This window comes from Massilimicrobiota sp. An80, assembly GCF_002159255.1.
GTDB classification, from domain to species: domain Bacteria; phylum Bacillota_I; class Bacilli_A; order Erysipelotrichales; family Coprobacillaceae; genus Allocoprobacillus; species Allocoprobacillus merdigallinarum.
Window position 1 is genome coordinate 1 of the sequence record NZ_NFHI01000049.1, and the last position, 16300, is coordinate 16300.

Annotated in this window: 23 protein-coding genes; 5 read left to right on the forward strand and 18 right to left on the reverse strand. The window is 31.6% G+C overall.

The features are described 5' to 3' along the window. The coding region (locus B5G32_RS11290) for an IS110 family transposase (RefSeq protein ID WP_158094017.1) at positions 1-621 on the reverse strand (621 nt) is incomplete at its 3' end. Between the two features lie 304 nt (positions 622-925). Here B5G32_RS11290 and B5G32_RS11295 point away from each other — a divergent pair. Further along, on the forward strand, positions 926-1777 hold the full coding sequence (locus tag B5G32_RS11295; RefSeq protein ID WP_087936721.1) for an NAD(P)-dependent oxidoreductase: 852 nt from the start codon (positions 926-928) through the stop codon (positions 1775-1777). Here the strand turns inward: B5G32_RS11295 and B5G32_RS11300 are convergent. Genes B5G32_RS11300 through B5G32_RS11355 form a run of 12 tightly spaced genes read right to left on the reverse strand, consistent with a single transcriptional unit; the run spans position 1772 to position 9887 of the window. Further along, entirely contained in the window at positions 1772-2626 is an 855-nt protein-coding gene (locus tag B5G32_RS11300) for a DMT family transporter (RefSeq protein WP_087296620.1), read from the reverse strand. The two genes, B5G32_RS11295 and B5G32_RS11300, sit on opposite strands and share 6 nt — an antisense overlap. A 45-nt stretch (positions 2627-2671) precedes the next feature. Further along, positions 2672-3592, reverse strand: coding sequence for a dihydroorotate dehydrogenase (locus B5G32_RS11305; RefSeq protein ID WP_087296621.1), 921 nt, complete (start codon positions 3590-3592; stop codon positions 2672-2674). Continuing rightward, positions 3585-4343 carry a dihydroorotate dehydrogenase electron transfer subunit gene (locus B5G32_RS11310; RefSeq protein ID WP_087936722.1) on the reverse strand — a complete coding sequence of 253 codons (759 nt, stop codon included), beginning with the start codon at positions 4341-4343 and terminating at the stop codon, positions 3585-3587. Before B5G32_RS11310 ends, B5G32_RS11305 begins: the two co-directional genes overlap by 8 nt. Further along, positions 4344-5621 carry a dihydroorotase gene (locus B5G32_RS11315; protein WP_087936723.1) on the reverse strand — a complete coding sequence of 426 codons (1278 nt, stop codon included), beginning with the start codon at positions 5619-5621 and terminating at the stop codon, positions 4344-4346. After that, positions 5614-6486, reverse strand: a complete 873-nt coding sequence (locus B5G32_RS11320; protein ID WP_087245898.1) for an aspartate carbamoyltransferase catalytic subunit — start codon at positions 6484-6486, stop codon at positions 5614-5616. The genes B5G32_RS11315 and B5G32_RS11320 overlap by 8 nt, the downstream gene beginning before the upstream one ends. Positions 6487-6505: 19 nt before the next feature. Continuing rightward, positions 6506-6979: a pantetheine-phosphate adenylyltransferase gene (gene coaD, locus B5G32_RS11325; RefSeq protein WP_087936724.1), complete on the reverse strand. Its 474-nt coding sequence runs from the start codon at positions 6977-6979 to the stop codon at positions 6506-6508. Then, positions 6976-7536 (reverse strand): 16S rRNA (guanine(966)-N(2))-methyltransferase RsmD, encoded by a 561-nt coding sequence (gene rsmD / locus B5G32_RS11330; protein ID WP_087245902.1) that lies wholly within the window; start codon positions 7534-7536, stop codon positions 6976-6978. Before rsmD ends, coaD begins: the two co-directional genes overlap by 4 nt. A gap of 10 nt (positions 7537-7546) precedes the next feature. Further along, positions 7547-7894, reverse strand: a complete 348-nt coding sequence (locus B5G32_RS11335) for a YlbF/YmcA family competence regulator (RefSeq protein ID WP_087245904.1) — start codon at positions 7892-7894, stop codon at positions 7547-7549. Between the two features lie 9 nt (positions 7895-7903). Next, positions 7904-8086 (reverse strand): YlbE-like family protein, encoded by a 183-nt coding sequence (locus B5G32_RS11340; RefSeq protein ID WP_087245906.1) that lies wholly within the window; start codon positions 8084-8086, stop codon positions 7904-7906. After that, the gene (gene ylbD / locus B5G32_RS11345; protein ID WP_191340905.1) at positions 8079-8387 is read right to left on the reverse strand and encodes a spore coat protein YlbD; all 309 of its coding nucleotides are present in this window, start codon (positions 8385-8387) and stop codon (positions 8079-8081) included. The genes B5G32_RS11340 and ylbD overlap by 8 nt, the downstream gene beginning before the upstream one ends. Positions 8388-8415: 28 nt before the next feature. After that, positions 8416-9630, reverse strand: a complete 1215-nt coding sequence (locus tag B5G32_RS11350; RefSeq protein WP_087936725.1) for an FtsW/RodA/SpoVE family cell cycle protein — start codon at positions 9628-9630, stop codon at positions 8416-8418. Further along, on the reverse strand, positions 9627-9887 hold the full coding sequence (locus B5G32_RS11355; RefSeq protein WP_087245910.1) for a UPF0223 family protein: 261 nt from the start codon (positions 9885-9887) through the stop codon (positions 9627-9629). Before B5G32_RS11355 ends, B5G32_RS11350 begins: the two co-directional genes overlap by 4 nt. Positions 9888-10010: 123 nt before the next feature. Here B5G32_RS11355 and B5G32_RS11360 point away from each other — a divergent pair, with 123 nt between their 5' ends. Further along, positions 10011-10223 (forward strand): hypothetical protein, encoded by a 213-nt coding sequence (locus tag B5G32_RS11360; protein WP_087245912.1) that lies wholly within the window; start codon positions 10011-10013, stop codon positions 10221-10223. Between the two features lie 73 nt (positions 10224-10296). Continuing rightward, positions 10297-10866, forward strand: coding sequence for a peptide deformylase (gene def / locus B5G32_RS11365; RefSeq protein WP_087245914.1), 570 nt, complete (start codon positions 10297-10299; stop codon positions 10864-10866). Between the two features lie 41 nt (positions 10867-10907). On the opposite strand, the gene B5G32_RS11370 is transcribed toward def, so the two are convergent. Further along, positions 10908-12182, reverse strand: coding sequence for an O-acetylhomoserine aminocarboxypropyltransferase/cysteine synthase family protein (locus B5G32_RS11370; protein ID WP_087936726.1), 1275 nt, complete (start codon positions 12180-12182; stop codon positions 10908-10910). A 71-nt stretch (positions 12183-12253) separates the two neighbouring features. Further along, positions 12254-12679 (reverse strand): hypothetical protein, encoded by a 426-nt coding sequence (locus B5G32_RS11375; RefSeq protein ID WP_087296625.1) that lies wholly within the window; start codon positions 12677-12679, stop codon positions 12254-12256. 112 nt (positions 12680-12791) lie between these two features. On the opposite strand from B5G32_RS11375, the gene B5G32_RS11380 reads away from it, so the two are divergent. Then, complete coding sequence (locus B5G32_RS11380; protein WP_224759449.1) at positions 12792-13217, forward strand: spore coat protein CotJB; 426 nt, start codon at positions 12792-12794, stop codon at positions 13215-13217. 12 nt (positions 13218-13229) lie between these two features. Further along, positions 13230-13811 carry a manganese catalase family protein gene (locus B5G32_RS11385; RefSeq protein WP_087245736.1) on the forward strand — a complete coding sequence of 194 codons (582 nt, stop codon included), beginning with the start codon at positions 13230-13232 and terminating at the stop codon, positions 13809-13811. A 21-nt stretch (positions 13812-13832) separates the two neighbouring features. Here B5G32_RS11385 and B5G32_RS11390 read toward each other — a convergent pair whose 3' ends face one another. Genes B5G32_RS11390 through B5G32_RS11400 form a run of 3 tightly spaced genes read right to left on the reverse strand, consistent with a single transcriptional unit; the run spans position 13833 to position 15942 of the window. Then, entirely contained in the window at positions 13833-14309 is a 477-nt protein-coding gene (locus B5G32_RS11390) for a hypothetical protein (RefSeq protein WP_087936727.1), read from the reverse strand. A 12-nt stretch (positions 14310-14321) separates the two neighbouring features. Next, a complete protein-coding gene (locus B5G32_RS11395) occupies positions 14322-14945 on the reverse strand; it encodes a rhomboid family intramembrane serine protease (RefSeq protein WP_224762524.1) in 624 nt (207 codons plus the stop codon). A 1-nt stretch (position 14946) separates the two neighbouring features. Beyond that, entirely contained in the window at positions 14947-15942 is a 996-nt protein-coding gene (locus tag B5G32_RS11400; protein WP_087936729.1) for a DNA-processing protein DprA, read from the reverse strand. Positions 15943-16300: the final 358 nt, after the last annotated feature.

A 16300-nucleotide genomic window follows, 5' to 3' on the forward strand; every position in this document is an offset into this window, starting at 1 on the left:
GCCGGTAATATCAAAGCATTTGCGTAATGTTCTGATGTCAGCCTGTGCAATAGCCTTTGCACTGCCGAACTGTTTAAGAATAGACATATAGACTTTTCCATACTTGGATTTAAAAAGTGAGTTATATTCAGGGAAAACAAGATCTATGCATTTCTGCAGACGATTGGAAAGAACATTAATCTGTTCCTTGAGGGAATGATGCAACCTAGTCAGCTGCTTCTGTTCATAAAGGTCAAATTTCTTAGATGACGTCAAACGATAAGGTTTCTTGAGTTTATTTGAGCTTAATATATCGCATATATTAAGAGTATCAAGTTTATCGTTTTTAGTGATGCCACCATCCATTCTACGATTGAGATCGGTAGTTTTAGGATTGATCAAAGCGACGTTGTAGTTTTTCTGTAAAAGAAAGCGCAATAAAGCGAAATGATAATGACCAGTATCTTCCATACCGATAAGAACGCTATCAACAGGATAGAGAGCGATCTGAGAGATAAGGAATTCAAAACCCTGAGCATTATTAGAGAAAGCGACAGGCTGAAGAATAATTTCACCAGTCAACTTGTCAACGATACTGACGAAATGCTTGTGCTTTCCAATATCAATACCAACTAATTTCATAAAAACCATCCTTTCAAATAAATTTCATGTGATGTGGTACCCACAACACTTAGACCATAAAACCTGGTTCAAAATGCGAATTCAAAGACTCATCTAACTCATCGTTATTGAGGAATAAGTGAGTGGTCCAAACCTCCTTGAAGTAGTCAAAGCCACAAGGAAAAATACAAATCCACAAACACATATTTCAATTTTACATATAAACCTAAACGTCATCAACTACGTATTAATAAAGTTGATAGAAAGGAGAAGGTATATTTTAATGACTGATAAATGAGTCAATTATAATATACCAGGATATTTCATGAATAAAATAGCATTTATTGGTGTTGGCGTTATGGGTAAACCTATGGTTCAACATCTTACTAGCGCTGGATATGATGTAACAATCTATACACGTACTAAAAGCAAGGTACAAGATTTAATAAATCTTGGTATTACCTGGAAAGACAGTGTTTATGACTGTATACAAAATCAAGACATAATTATGACAATGGTAGGCTACCCTCATGATGTTAAAGATATTTATTATGGTCCAAAAGGAATCATAAACAATGCAAAGCCAGGAGCTATTCTTATAGATTTGACAACATCATCGCCAAAACTTGCAAAAGCAATTTATAACGATGCCAAAGCACATCAGTTAGAAAGTTTAGATGCTCCCGTATCTGGAGGAGATTTAGGAGCCAAAAATGCAACACTCTCTATTATGGTTGGTGGAGACTATACAACTTTTCAAAAAGTTCAAAAAATATTAGATATCCTAGGTACAAGTCTATATGTAGGAACAAGCGGTATGGGTCAACATGCCAAAATGGCTAATCAGATAGTGATTGCTGGAACCATTGCAGGTGTCAGTGAAGCCATTCACTATGCCAAAGAACATCAATTAGATATGGATATATTGATGCAATGTATCACCAAAGGTGCCGCTGCCAGCTGGCAGTTAGAACATAATGGACAAGCGATGATTGATGAACAGTTTCAGCCAGGGTTTTATATCAAGCATTTTATCAAAGATTTAAAAATTGCTAAAGAGGAAATGGATCATCAAGAACTTCCTGTCTTAAATACTGTCTTACAAATGTATCAAAGTCTTCAAGAAGACAATCTAGGAACACAGGCTCTCATACACTATTACGAAGAAAACTCATGAAGTTTTCTTTTTTTGTATCATAATCAAAGAAAGCATTAATAATAAAAAACTGATAAAATGCATCAAATCAAAACTTTCATTTAAAAATATTAAGGATTCTATATAAGTAAACACAGGATTTAAACTTAAAAAGAAACTTGTTTGAACAGCACCGATTTGTTGAATAGCTTTCATATAAGTGATTTGTATAAAAGCAAACCCTAGACCAGAAATAATCAAAAATAAAATCCAGTCCCATATATTTAACGAACTTAACTGATAAAATCTCAATTGTCCATCTAACAAACAATGTCCAAGTAAAAAAAGAGAGCCAAATAACAATTCAAAAAAAGTAAAACTTATACTATGAGAAATATTCCATTTTTGAATAAGAATATTACCAGAAATATAGAGAATCATACCAAGCAGAAGATAAAAGAATCCAATCTGTATTGAAAAAATCTGAAAATGAATAGACAGTAAAAAAGCAAATAATGATAAAAACATAGCTATCCATTCTTTAAATGTATAATGATTTCTTAAAAAAAGAAATGATAATAAGAAAGTTACTGTTGGAGATAAAGCATTCATAAATGCATTATCTACCCCTTTCACTTGATTCATACCCAAGAAAGTAAAATAGAAGTTTAAATATATAGATAGAAGTGCAATAATGATTAATTTCTTCTTATTTGGACAATGTAAAGGAATATGAGTAAAACAAATATATAAACCTAAAAATAAAAAAGATAATAAGACTCTTAAAAATGCTAAAAATAAAAAAGGAAGCTGATTCAGCAATAATTTCATAACAATAACATTACTTCCCCAAAAAAAGCTTGCTAAAAAAAGTTGAAAATAAATGGACATACTATTCACCATTTCTAGTATGTCCATTTTCATATATTTCAATCATTATTTATATTGATGTGATTTTCCAATAATCTCATGAATATCTTCAATACCCATGTCATCCAAAATATCATTCATTTCCTGAATGATTTTAGGACAAGCATAAGGATCAACAAGGTTTTGACAACCTACAGCCACTGCACTAGCTCCTGCTATCATCATTTCAATAGCATCCTTACCAGTGGCAATCCCACCCATTCCAATAACAGGAATAGACACTGCCTGAGTCACTTGATAAACCATACGTAAAGCCACTGGAAAAATAGCTGGTCCACTATATCCACCTGTTTTATTTGCAATAATTGGTCTTCCTGTTTTGATATCAAAACGCATTCCTATCATTGTATTAATCATTGTAATTCCATCTGCTCCAGCTGCTTCAACTGCTTTTGCCATAGCAACTATATCAGTGACATTTGGAGAAAGTTTTACATAAACAGGTTTTTGACTCACTGCTTTTACAGCCTTTGTCACTGCGGCAGCCATGTCCGGATGAGTTCCAAATTGAATTCCTCCCGCATGTACGTTAGGACAAGAAATATTAAGTTCTAATGCCCCTACCATATCATGTTTAGATAGACGTTTAGCAGTTTCAACATAATCATCAATAGCACTACCCCCAATATTAGCAATAACTTTATCATTGTATAATGGACGTAATTTTTCTAATTCTTCATGTATCACTGCATCCACACCTGGATTTTGTAAACCAATAGCATTTAACATTCCACTTGGTCCCTCTGCGATTCTTGGTAAAGGATTTCCATAACGTGGTTCTAAAGTTGTTCCCTTTAACATCATCGAACCTAAACAGTTGATATCATAAAATTTTGTAAACTCATATCCAAAACCAAATGTTCCACTTGCTGGAATAACTGGATTTTTCATGTTTAATCCAGGTAATTCAACTCTTAAATTAGCCATTGACAATCACCTCACTTGACATTAACACTGGTCCTTCAACACAAATACGTTTATATGGTTTTGTCTTGACTTTACATGAACATCCCATACAAGCCCCAAAACCACATCCCATACGCGCTTCAAATGAAAGATAACCATTTTCAGGATATGTTAAAACCAAAGCATCAAGCATTTTTTCAGGTCCACAAGCATAATATTTATCAAATTCAATATGATTTTCTTTTAAAGCATCAATAACAGTCCCTTTAACGCCAACACTTCCATCCATAGTTGCTATATATGTAGGACAAATGTCCATAAATTCCTTTTGATAGAAAATATCATTTTGACTATTAAATCCAAGTACAGCCTGAACTTCAACACCATGATTTTTTAAAGTTTTTGCTAAATTATACATCGGTGGCACACCTAATCCTCCACCAATCACAACTGCCTTTTGAGCCTGAAAATCTAAAAAGCCATTTCCAAGTCCTGTTAAACAGTCTAAAGTATCACCAATATTTTTCTGTGAAAGAATCTGTGTTCCTTCTCCAACAACTTTAAAAATAATAGTGATATGATTTTCATCATAAGCACAAATACTCATGGGTCTTCTTAAATAAGGCTGTAATGAGTCATTAATTTTGACATTAATAAATTGTCCTGGTGTTTGAATAAACTTTGCAGCTTCACCTTCTAAAACCATTTCATATACATCTTTGACAAGTTCTTTTTTAGAAACAATTGTCATTATTCCCTGATAGTTTTCCATTTATTTTTCCTCCAAATTTATAAATTCACCATTCAAAATATTAGCAAAAATACGACCATAACATGTTGTTCCTAAAAATGGTGTGTTGGCTGATTTTGATTTCAAGTCCTTTTCTTCAATCGTAAAAGATTGATCAAGGTCAAAAATACATAAATTAGCTAAAGAACCAGTTTGAACTTGACAGTCAAAATGTAAAACTTGAGCTGGTCCAACTGTTAAAGCATCTAGAATTGTTTCTAAAGAAACCAGATTTTTCTTAACTAAATAAGTATATAATAATGGAAATGCATGTTGTAAACCTATAATACCAAACGGTGCATTTTGAATAGATGTATTCTTTTCATCTCTAGCGTGTGGCGCATGATCAGTAGCAATAACTGTGATTGTACGATCATTGAGTCCTTGAATAAGTGCCTGATGATCTTCTTGACTTCTAAGTGGTGGATTCATCTTAAAATTAGGATGACAATCTTTAATATTGTCTTCTGTTAAAATTAAATGATGTGGTGAAGCTTCACCTGATACAGATAAACCTTCTTTTTGAGCTTCATTTAATAAAGCTACAGTTTCTTTTGTAGAAATATGACAAACATGATAACGATTGTGATATTGCCTCACTATCTCTAAATCTCTTGCTACCTGCTTATACTCTGAAGCACTATTAATACCTATTAAATGATGTTCTTTAGCATAACGTCCTTCATGTATACAACCACCATGCAGCTCACTTTCATCTTCACAATGAGCGACAATAATAGAATCTAAATTACTTGCCAACTGCATAGCCAATTCCATCATCTCATCACTTTGAACACCTTTACCATCATCAGAAAAACCTACGACTATATCTTCATCAATAAGACGTGCCATATCTACTAATTTCTGACCTTGAAGATTTTGAGTGATTGCACTATATGTATAGATGTTAACACAACCATCTTGTTCAACCCTATGTTTAAAATCTAAAACTGTTTCAATATCATCCATACATGGATTTGTGTTCGCCATAGCTACAATTGTACCATATCCACCATACAATGCACTTAAACTTCCTGTATGAATTGTTTCTTTATGTTCATATCCTGGTTCTCTTAAATGTGTATGTATATCTATAAAATTATGTGAAACCAACTTACCTTGTAAATCAATGACAGGCATATCACCGTTTTCGATATTTGAAGATATCTCTTCAATATAACCATCTTTGACTAAAATATCTGTTTTTTGAAAAATACCCTGATTATATAAATAAGCGTTTTTTAATAAGTAATTATTCATTTTCTAATACCTTATGAAGCATTGCCATTCTTACAAAAACACCATTTTGCATTTGTGTAAAAATACGACTCTTCTCACTTTCTACCAATTCGTCTTTAATTTCTACATCACGATTAATAGGAGCAGGATGCATAATAATAGCTGTTTCCTTTAAACGTTGATATCTTTCTAAAGATAATCCATAAATCTGATGATATTTTTCTTTAGAAAAATTTTCATCTCCAACATGACGTTCATGTTGAACTCTTAAAAGCATAACAATGTCCATGTCTTCAATAACATCATCAAAATCAACATAGTTGTAGCCTTCCTGTTTATATTCCAATGGTCCAGAAGTATATACATTCATACCAAGTCTTTGCATAACATGATAATTAGAATGAGCGACACGTGAATGTAAAATATCACCCACAATAACAACATTTAATCCTTCAAAATGTCCAAATTCTTCTTTAATAGTCATTAAATCAAGTAAAGATTGTGAAGGATGATTTCCTTTACCATCACCAGCATTTAAAATAGGAACATTAAGCTTTTCTAGCTGTTTAAAATAATCTTCTTCAGGATGACGAATAACTAAAGCATCACAACCGATACTTTCAAATAATTTACAAGTATCATACAAAGTTTCACCTTTCTTTAAACTTGAATTACTAGCCTCAAAATTTTGAGTACGGCAGCCTAAATTACCAGCAGCCATATCAAAACTATAATGAGTTCTTGTTGATGGCTCAAAAAAAAGATTGGCAACAACTTTCTTTTGGTGATAATCAATCACTTTACCATTTTTAAAAGCAATAGCCTCATCAATAATATTTTGAATCTGTTCTAAAGACAATTCATTTAAATCAACAATTCTTTTCATAGATCCTCCCTTATTTATATTACCCAAATTTTTCATGTAATGCTTTTTCCACAATCGGTGGTACCAAGCCTGTTACACAACGATGGTGTGAAGCAATTTCTTTGACTGATGAAGAAGAAATATAAGAATGATTAGGCCTCGTCATTAAAAAAATCATATCCACACTATCATCTAAATATTGATTTGAAAAGGCCAACTGTAATTCATATTCAAAATCCATCGTTGCACGTAAACCTCGTACCAGTATGGGTGCATTCATTTTTTTAGCATAAGATACTGCTAAATCATCACTAAAATCCACACGAACATTAGTATAAGTTTTTGTCACCTCTTTTAAAAGCGCCAAACGTTCTTCAAGAGAAAACAATGTTGTTTTTTGCGGATTGATAAATATAGTGACATACAAAACATCATACATCTTACTTGCACGTTCAATAATATCCAAATGACCACATGTAACCGGATCAAATGTTCCAGCATATACTGCATTCATGATTTATTCTCCTTATATATTAATATTTGTAAAGATGTAATCCCATAAATTTGTTGTTTCTTTAATATAAATGGTTCTTTAACATCAATGGCTTCTTCTTTTAAATCTTCTATAACAATAATACAATCATCATTCAACATATGATTTTCAACCAGAAAATCTAATATTTTCTGATGAACTTTCATACTATAAGGTGGATCAAGTAAAACCAAATCAAAGCAAATATTCTCCTGAGCAAACTTTAATAAAGCTTTCCAATAATCCATCTTATAAATATGAACAACATCTTCAATCTTTAATGCTTTTACATTGTCTTTCACTGTTAAAAAAGCACGATATTGTTTATCAACACTATACAATTGATCCATACCACGACTAATAGCCTCAATTCCAAGTCCACCACTACCAGCGAACAAATCTAAACATGTACCACCTTGAAAATAAGGACCTATCATATTGAATAAATTTTCTTTGTTTTTATCTGTTGTAGGTCGTGTTAATTTAGAATCAACACTTTTAAGTTGACGACTCTTTAATTTTCCTGCAATGACTCTCATGAATTATACCTCACAACTGAAAACGTTCTATTTGTAAATCATCACTTATATTCTTAAAAACAATACATGTGACTTCTTCTAACAAGTCATTCAATTGATCATAAGCCTGATAATAATTCTGAATAAAAGAATTTTGACTCATCTCATATTGAACTTGCTGTAATTCTTTTTTTAATGACTGTTGCCCAATATCTCCAGGATAGTCTTTTATTTTTAAATAATCTTCCTTCAAACTTTGATACCTCGATAATAATGCAACAGTCTGATCATGATACAAATGGCATTGTGCCTGATTATATTTTTCAAATTCTTCTGTTTTAAAAATAGCATCCATTAGTTCATCAATCATTTCATACATATTTTTCACCTACAATAACATATCTAACATCTGTAATAAAGTTCCTACTCTTTCAATACGGTCAGCAAAAGTCATTTTATTTTCTACTTTATATTGTCGTAAAAGTGTTGGAAACTCTTGAGGATAGCGTGATAAAATCAAATACCATTTTGGGTGCATTCTTAAATATTGACGCAACTCCTCATTAATCATCGTACCACTGCCTATTTTGAGACTTTGGTTGTTCTTTAACAACAAAAGTGCCAACAAGATCTAAGATTTTTTGCAACCCCTCAAAACTTTTTGAAAGAGCATCTAAATCAACATTTTTTAAAATATCTAACAACCCAGTCAAGTCTGTCCTATTATGTTTATAAGGTTCCCACATTTTGTCATCTTCACCATATAAAACATAAAATTCATAAAGTTGCTGCCAGGTATAACGTCCTTTTACAACTTCTTCGCGAATAGCTGGTATCGTTTTCACAAAAGCTTTAAAATCATCAATTTGCATATTCTCACCATTAATAACATATGCAATTTTATTCCATTTGTTCTTTTAAAAGATCACGATTATATTTTGCAATGATAGATTGAGCAATTCCTAATCCCATCATAGCTGCCAAAGTTGAAGAACCCCCTGAAGAAATCAATAACAATGGAACTCCTGTCATAGGAATAAAGCCAGAAACTCCTCCAACATTCACTAATAAATGAGTAAAGAAATATAATCCTACTCCATAAAGAATTAATTTACTTTTTGTATCCTTAATTCTTAATGCATAATGAAACATCTTATATATAATAATCACATAAGGAATTAAAAACAGCATGAAACCAACCAAACCTAATTCCTCATAAATAATGGCCACAATAAAGTCATTATGTGATTCAGGTATATAGCCATACTTTTGAGTTGATGATCCAAACCCTTTTCCAAATAAACCACCTGTCGCAAAAGCAATCAATGCATTCGTTAATTGCCAGCCATCACCTTCAATATCACCCAAAGGATTTAACCAGGTATAAATACGACCTAACTGATATGGTTTTAATATGAAAGTTGCACTTAACAATATAAGAATAAAACCAATAACCAGTAAAATCAAAGCAAGTTTTTTATATTTGGTATAGTATGGACGTGGTGTAATAAAAAACAACATCATACAGATAAACGCCATAATTAAAGAGCTTCCCATATCCTTTTGTAAAAAGACACCAACAAAAAAGGCAATAAAAATAGCTAAAATAGGTCTAAGTATACAATACCATAATTTTCTTTTTTGAAGTTCTTCCTTTTTTTGTCTTGTGATATTTCGAGGAATCTGACAATATTCTTCGATTTCTCCAAAATGGAAAGACAGAAAAAGAATCATAATAACTTTCATAAACTCAGCAGGCTGTATAGTAAATGAGCCAATACGAATCCAGGCATGTGAACCTTTTCCATCTTCAAAAAATAAACAAGCTAACATTAAAACTAAACCAATAGCATAAAAGATCCATGTTGAATTGGCATTCACCCAGCTCTTTTTAAAACAACGTGTCAAAAAAATCATCGTTGCAAAACCACCCAACACAAAAATAGCTTGTTTAATCATATTCATAGAAGCATACATAGGTCCCATCTTCGCTGATTGACCAACTGAAGCACTTCCAATCATCACAATACCATATATGGTTAAAATAACTACACAAAAGTAAACTGTCTTATCAACTCCACGTCTTTTAAAAATTCTTTTCAATAAATTTATCATCGCATGTCAATCCAATCATTGTCTTTAGCTTTTTGAAAAACTTTATATATTGAATAATGTGAAACCTTTTCAAAAGCAGCATCAATTTGTTTTTGTTCACTTTTTGAATCAACAACTTTTATATATCGACGATAACATGTCATAAATTCATCTTTTGAAATACCTTCTTCATAAGCTTTTTCAACAGCATTATATAAAGACATTACATCAATAATATCTTGGGTATCCCAAAATGGACTCAACGGATAATCGTACATTTTCTTCACTTCCTATCTTTTTCATATTATACATGATATGAATTAAAAATAAAACAGGAATTGGGTAGAAACACTAGCAAATTTGTAAATAAAGAATAGTTTAAAGTGAAAGGAGGGATTTCAATGAACTCTTGTTATAATTACGGAGGATGTGGATGCAATAGCTTCATGCCAACATTTGGATTTAATCCATTTGGATGTGGTGGCTGCAACAGTTTTCCAGTCATGACAACAAGTTGTGGTGGATTTAGTTGCAATAATGGCTGCACTTGGTTTGCTATTGTCTTAGTTGTCTTCTTATTGCTTATTATCTGTGGATGCACAAAAATTTGTTAATCCAAAAAATATGCTAGATTTCTAGCATATTTTTTTCGTTTATGATACAATACATGGCGAGGTGATTAACAACATGATTTTAATGAAAGATATTATTGATGATCATCATCCTTTGATTCGTGAGATTTCTCAACCTGTAGAGATGCCTCTTAGCCAGGAAGACGAACAATTATTATTAGATATGCATGAATTTCTTGTGAATTCACAAGATGAAGAGCTTTCTGAAAAATATCAATTACGTCCTGCCGTTGGAATCGCAGCAGTACAATTAGGTATTTTAAAAAGAATGTGTGCTATTCATGTTTTGACATACGATCAGGATGGAAATATAAAAAAAGCCGATGACTATGCTCTTGTTAATCCTAAAATTGTTTCTTATACAGAAAAACAATCTTATTTAAAAGATGGTGAAGGATGTTTAAGTGTCAATGAGGAAAAAGATGGATATGTTCCTAGACATGCAAAAGTAACTGTCAAAGGATATGATGTTTTAACACATCAAGATGTCACTATTGTTGCAAGAGGATTTTTATCTATTTGTTTACAACATGAACTCGATCATTTTGACGGTGTTCTTTTCTATGATCATTTCAATAAGAACAATCCTAAGGCACCTTTGCCTAATGCTATGATTGTTGAATAAAGAAGCCCTATGGAATTTATTTCATAAGGCTTTTTTATTGATTAAATTTGATCAAATGCTTGATTTAAATCAGCAATCAGATCATCAACATTCTCTAATCCTACAGAAATACGAATTGTTCCTTGTTGCACTCCTCCAGCTAATCTTTCTTCTTCACTCATTTGAGCATGTGTTGTTGATGCAGGATGTGTGAGTAGACTTCTAGAATCAGCAAAATTTGTAACATGAGTAAAAAGTTGAATATGATTAATAACTGATTTTCCAGCTTCTAAACCACCCTTTACTCCAAAAGTAAACAATCCTCCAAAACCTTTTGGAAAATATTTCTGACATAAATCATATGATGAATGGCCTTTTAACTCAGCATAGCTTACCCATTCCACTTTTTCATGATTTTGTAAAAACTCAGCAATCTTTCTTGAATTTTCAACATGTTTATCCATACGTAAAGATAATGTTTCTAATCCAAGTAAAGTCATATATGCATTAAATGGCGACATACATCCACCTAAATCTCGCAATGTTTTCGCAACAGCTTTGGTACAAAAAGCCTCTTGTCCTAAATCTGCATAAACAATATCATGGTAAGCTTTATCAGGTGTTGTCATCAATGGGTATCTTTCATTATGCCAATCAAAACGGCCACTATCCACAATGATTCCTCCCATAACATTTCCATGTCCAGCAATATATTTTGTCGTAGAATAAACAACCAAATCAGCACCATGTTCAATAGGTCTAAATAAATAAGGCGTTGGTGTCGTATTATCTACAACAAATAATAGATGATGACGATGACAGATTTCACTAATCGCATCAAAATCTAACATATCTCCATTAGGATTACCTACAGATTCAACAAATATCATTTTTGTTTTCTCATTAATTAAGTTCTCCATAGTATCCAAATCACGTGGATTAACAAAATGAGAAGTAAATCCCATTCCCTGCATTGTTCCTGATAATGAACCAATTGTTCCACCATATAAATTATTTGCAGCAATAATTTCATCACCACTTTGGCAGACAGTCATAATCAATCCCATGATAGCTGCTGTGCCAGAAGCAAAAGCAATCGCTCCTACACCACCATCTAAAGCAGCCATTCTTTGTTGTAGAACATCTACCGTTGGATTAGATAAACGTGAATAAAAATAGCCACCTTCTTCTAAGGCAAAAATATTTTTTGCCTGATCAGCACTATCAAATGTAAAAGCATTAGATAAATAAAGTGGTACACCTGTTGCTTTTGTTACAGGATCAGGTTTTTGTCCTGCATGTATCTGCAATGTTTCAAATTGATATTTCTTTGACATTCATATTCCCCCTTTTATGAAAGATATTGTATCACAAATAAAATACAAAAAAAAGCTATTCCATAGATAGCTCAATAATAATGATTACAAATATTTACCATATCTTCAATATATACACGACCACCAGAGATGATATCATCATCTAAATGATGTTTTGTTTTAAATGACTTCTTACAAGAATATGTTTCTCTCATTAATGGTAAATCCTGTTTTAAACATAATTGAATGATTTTTTCCATTTCTTTGCTTTTAAAACAAAATAAGTTAAATAATGCCAGATTACGAATATGTTGACGAGATAGCTGACATATAAAATTTTCTAATTCTTTATCTTTTAAACATGGATATTCTTCAAATCCAATAACCAGAAGATCAATGTCTTCCTGAAAAGAAAAATCTGTTATTGGTTTGGCATAAGTTCGTGCATATCTTGCCATGTCTTCTGCTAAAAGTTTTGCATCTTTGCAATGCGTTGTATAAACAACTTGAACTTTCATAAAACCAGCCACCTTTCTATTTTATTATAAAAACAAAATATGAACTGAAAATAAACATGTGTCCTTATCGTTTTATAAATCAAATCATATGTTATGATGGAAGGAGGTTAATATGAATATTTTTCAAGAAGATAAAAACTGTTTTTCACCATTTTATATGTCAAATCAAACAAGACAATGTCAACCTGTTCTTTTTGATCCACAGGAAGCTATTTCATTAGGTAATTTATTTAAAGATCTCTATATGTCTTATCAGGGATTTTCTAATTATTGTCTACAACCTGAAAATGCACGTCAACAAGCGTTACTAGAAGTTCAGATGTATTATTTTGTAGCACATGAAATCAATCTCTATTTAGATATGCATCCTCATGATGAAAAAATGATTCAATTATATGAACAATATATTCAAAAGGCAAAACAAAGCCAAGATGTATTTGAAAAGAGATATGGTCCTTTAGAAGTACAAAACACTCAAAATAAAATCCCATTTGAATGGATACAAGGTCCTTGGCCTTGGGAATATCAAAAAGATTAAGGAGGTTTAAAAATGTGGATTTATAGTAAGAAATTACAATATCCTATTTCCATTAAAAATAAAGATTTATCTATGGCCAAATTCATCATTACACAATTTGGTGGACCTAATGGTGAACTTGCTGCTTCAACACGTTATATTACACAACGTTATACAATGCCTGATGAAAAAGGAAAAGCTTTATTAACCGATATCGGTACTGAAGAACTTGGACATATGGAAATGGTATCAACAATGGTTTATCAATTAACACAGGGAGCAACAATGGAAGAAATTAAAGCTGCTGGTTTACAAAGTTATTATACTGAGCATGGCTGTGCTTTATTCCCTAATGATGCCAATGGTGTTCCATTTAATGCTATGGTCTTTTCATCAACTGGTGATCCTGTTGCTGATTTAGCGGAAGATTGTGCTGCTGAACAAAAAGCCAGAGCCGTTTATGAAAACTTGATGAACCAAACACGTGATCCTGATTTACTTGCTCCATTATCTTTCTTACGACAACGTGAAATTGTTCATTATGAAAGATTTAGAGAACTTTATGAAGAATATGTTCAAAAATATTATCAACCTGATTTTCCTTCAAAATGTTAAAAACCCGAAAAATTCGGGTTTTTACTTTGCTGAAGCATAAGCAATAAATAATCCAATAAGTGCAACAACTGTTGTAAACAAATCTCCTACAAACAGTGAACGAACACTTAAAGTGAAAATATCTAACAATGATATAAATTGCATACCCATACCTGCTTCATGTAAAGGAAGATAGATCATAGTCATTTCTCCCACGACATAACAGATAACAGTTAAAATCACACTTAAAATAGCCATTTGTGATGAATGAATTTGTGATATTTTAGTCACTGCTCCAGCAACAACCAAAGCACATATAATATAAAATAATGATGAAGTAATATGTAAAGAGTGAATCACAATTCCTAAAACAACCCCAGCTGCAATCGCTGTCAATAGTCCAATCCCAATAACTTTACTCCACTGTGTACTGTCAAGAAATTGATCATTATTAGAACGAAAATATTTCTTTGCTTCTTGTCTTTCTTTATATTCTTTATATTTATCTTGAAATGACATAAAACCCTCCTGTTAATGTATAAGATGTTTTTGATGTTTGATCATCAATAAAATATATGTACAAACAAAACCACCAATAAGTCCAGCTAAATGCCCAGAAAGTGAAATAGATGGTATAATAAAAGAAATTATAAGCATTAAAATAATATTAGGTGCCAACTGCTTAAAAATATCCATATAAATATATTTATAGCGCAGTGCTAATGCTCCTAAAGCACCAATTAATCCAAAAATCACACCACTGATACCTCCACTTACAACATTTGCGCCATAACCAGTGATGAGATAAAATAAATAAGGTAAACCTGTTGTTGTCAAAGCACTGACTAAAATCAAAATCAAATATTTTTTTAAACCCAATGATTTTTCAATAAACAATCCCAGTCCATATAATGAATAACAGTTCACTGCTAAATGAAGAATGCCAAAATGAATAAAGTTTGCGGACAACAAGCGATAATATTCATGCGATAGCTGTATATAAACTGGATTAAATCCACCAAAATACAATCCTTCTAATGCATTCATTTCTTCACCAAACAGAAAAAAACTTAAAATATAAACAATAATACATATACCAATCAGAGAAACTGTAATTGGAGCTTTCTTAAATTGCCATATCAACCTATTTAACATATTATTCATCCAAGAACTCATAGATAGACATTTGATCTACAAGAACTTCTTCCTCCTCCTTAACAACTTCATTCTTTTCAATAATCTGATCAAGTGTTAATAATGATAAAATATCATCATAACTTATTTTAATAGCTCCCATTTCCAATAAACGAATATTTCCACCATAACGACTATCATCTAAAACCATTTGTTTTGTCCAATGATAATGGAAATTTTGAATCGTTGTAAACCAGACAGCCCCACTATTAATATGTGTCGCTGTAATAATTTGAACATCACTTAAACCACACACATAAATATTACGATCCAAAGCATTCGTTACATTAAAATATGCAAATGGATCAACAGCACTCAACAACAATAAACGTCCTTCTTTAATATGTTTTGAATAAGACTTTTTCTTATCAAACATATGATCACTTACAAAACAGATTGCATTTCCACCTAAATTTAAAAAAGTTTTCAATGCATATGCATCTGTTCCCTTTGTTCCATTAGCAACCAGAACTTTTTCTTCATCATAAATCTTTGTCACAATATTCTTTGTATAAGTATTTAATCTTTTTTCAAGTTCCTGTGGTCCTACAACAGATACCATATGATTTTCTGTAATGGATAAATCACCAACATAATAAAGATATAAAGGTGCTCTTTTTTTGAGTTTAGATGTTAATATTTTAGGATAATTATCTTCATATTTCGTTGTGAGAGATATACCTTCATTTTCTAAATTCGCTAAAGCAAAAAGAAGATCATTAATTGTCGTTAAACGTGCTATCATTTTATAGGCAATGTATTCTTCTATTCCCAATATATCAATCAATGTATCTTTATTCATACCAAATAATTTAGATGGCGTTTTTCTTGATGAACTTTTTAATTTTCGTTCAACAGTCAGCCATTCATCCTGTGTTAAAGCAGCAGTATTATCTACAACTAAATCTCCACAAAATAAAAGAACAGCCAAGCTATCTAAATTCAACTGTATTTTCATAAAACCACCTGCACTTTGAAAATATTATACCATAGTTAAACACATCCGTCGATAAAAAAAAGGTATGATAATCAATCATACCTTTCAGGCTGTTGACAAAGTGGTAGAATTTTTTATTAAATCTACCACTTCTTTTTATTTTTTATGCAAATTGATAAATTTGTACTATTTTCCTTATATGTCTTTCTTTTTTGTTCGGTGAGGTCGTATTTATGAGACCTCTCCTTTTTTTCATTCTTGCCAATTTGCCTAAATTATGGCAGCCAAAAATAATCAACGATTCCTGTTGATTTTTCTTTAGTCCTCTTATTCTCGTAAACCTTAATCCATGCTTTTCTTTGCAGTCTGCATAGACTCT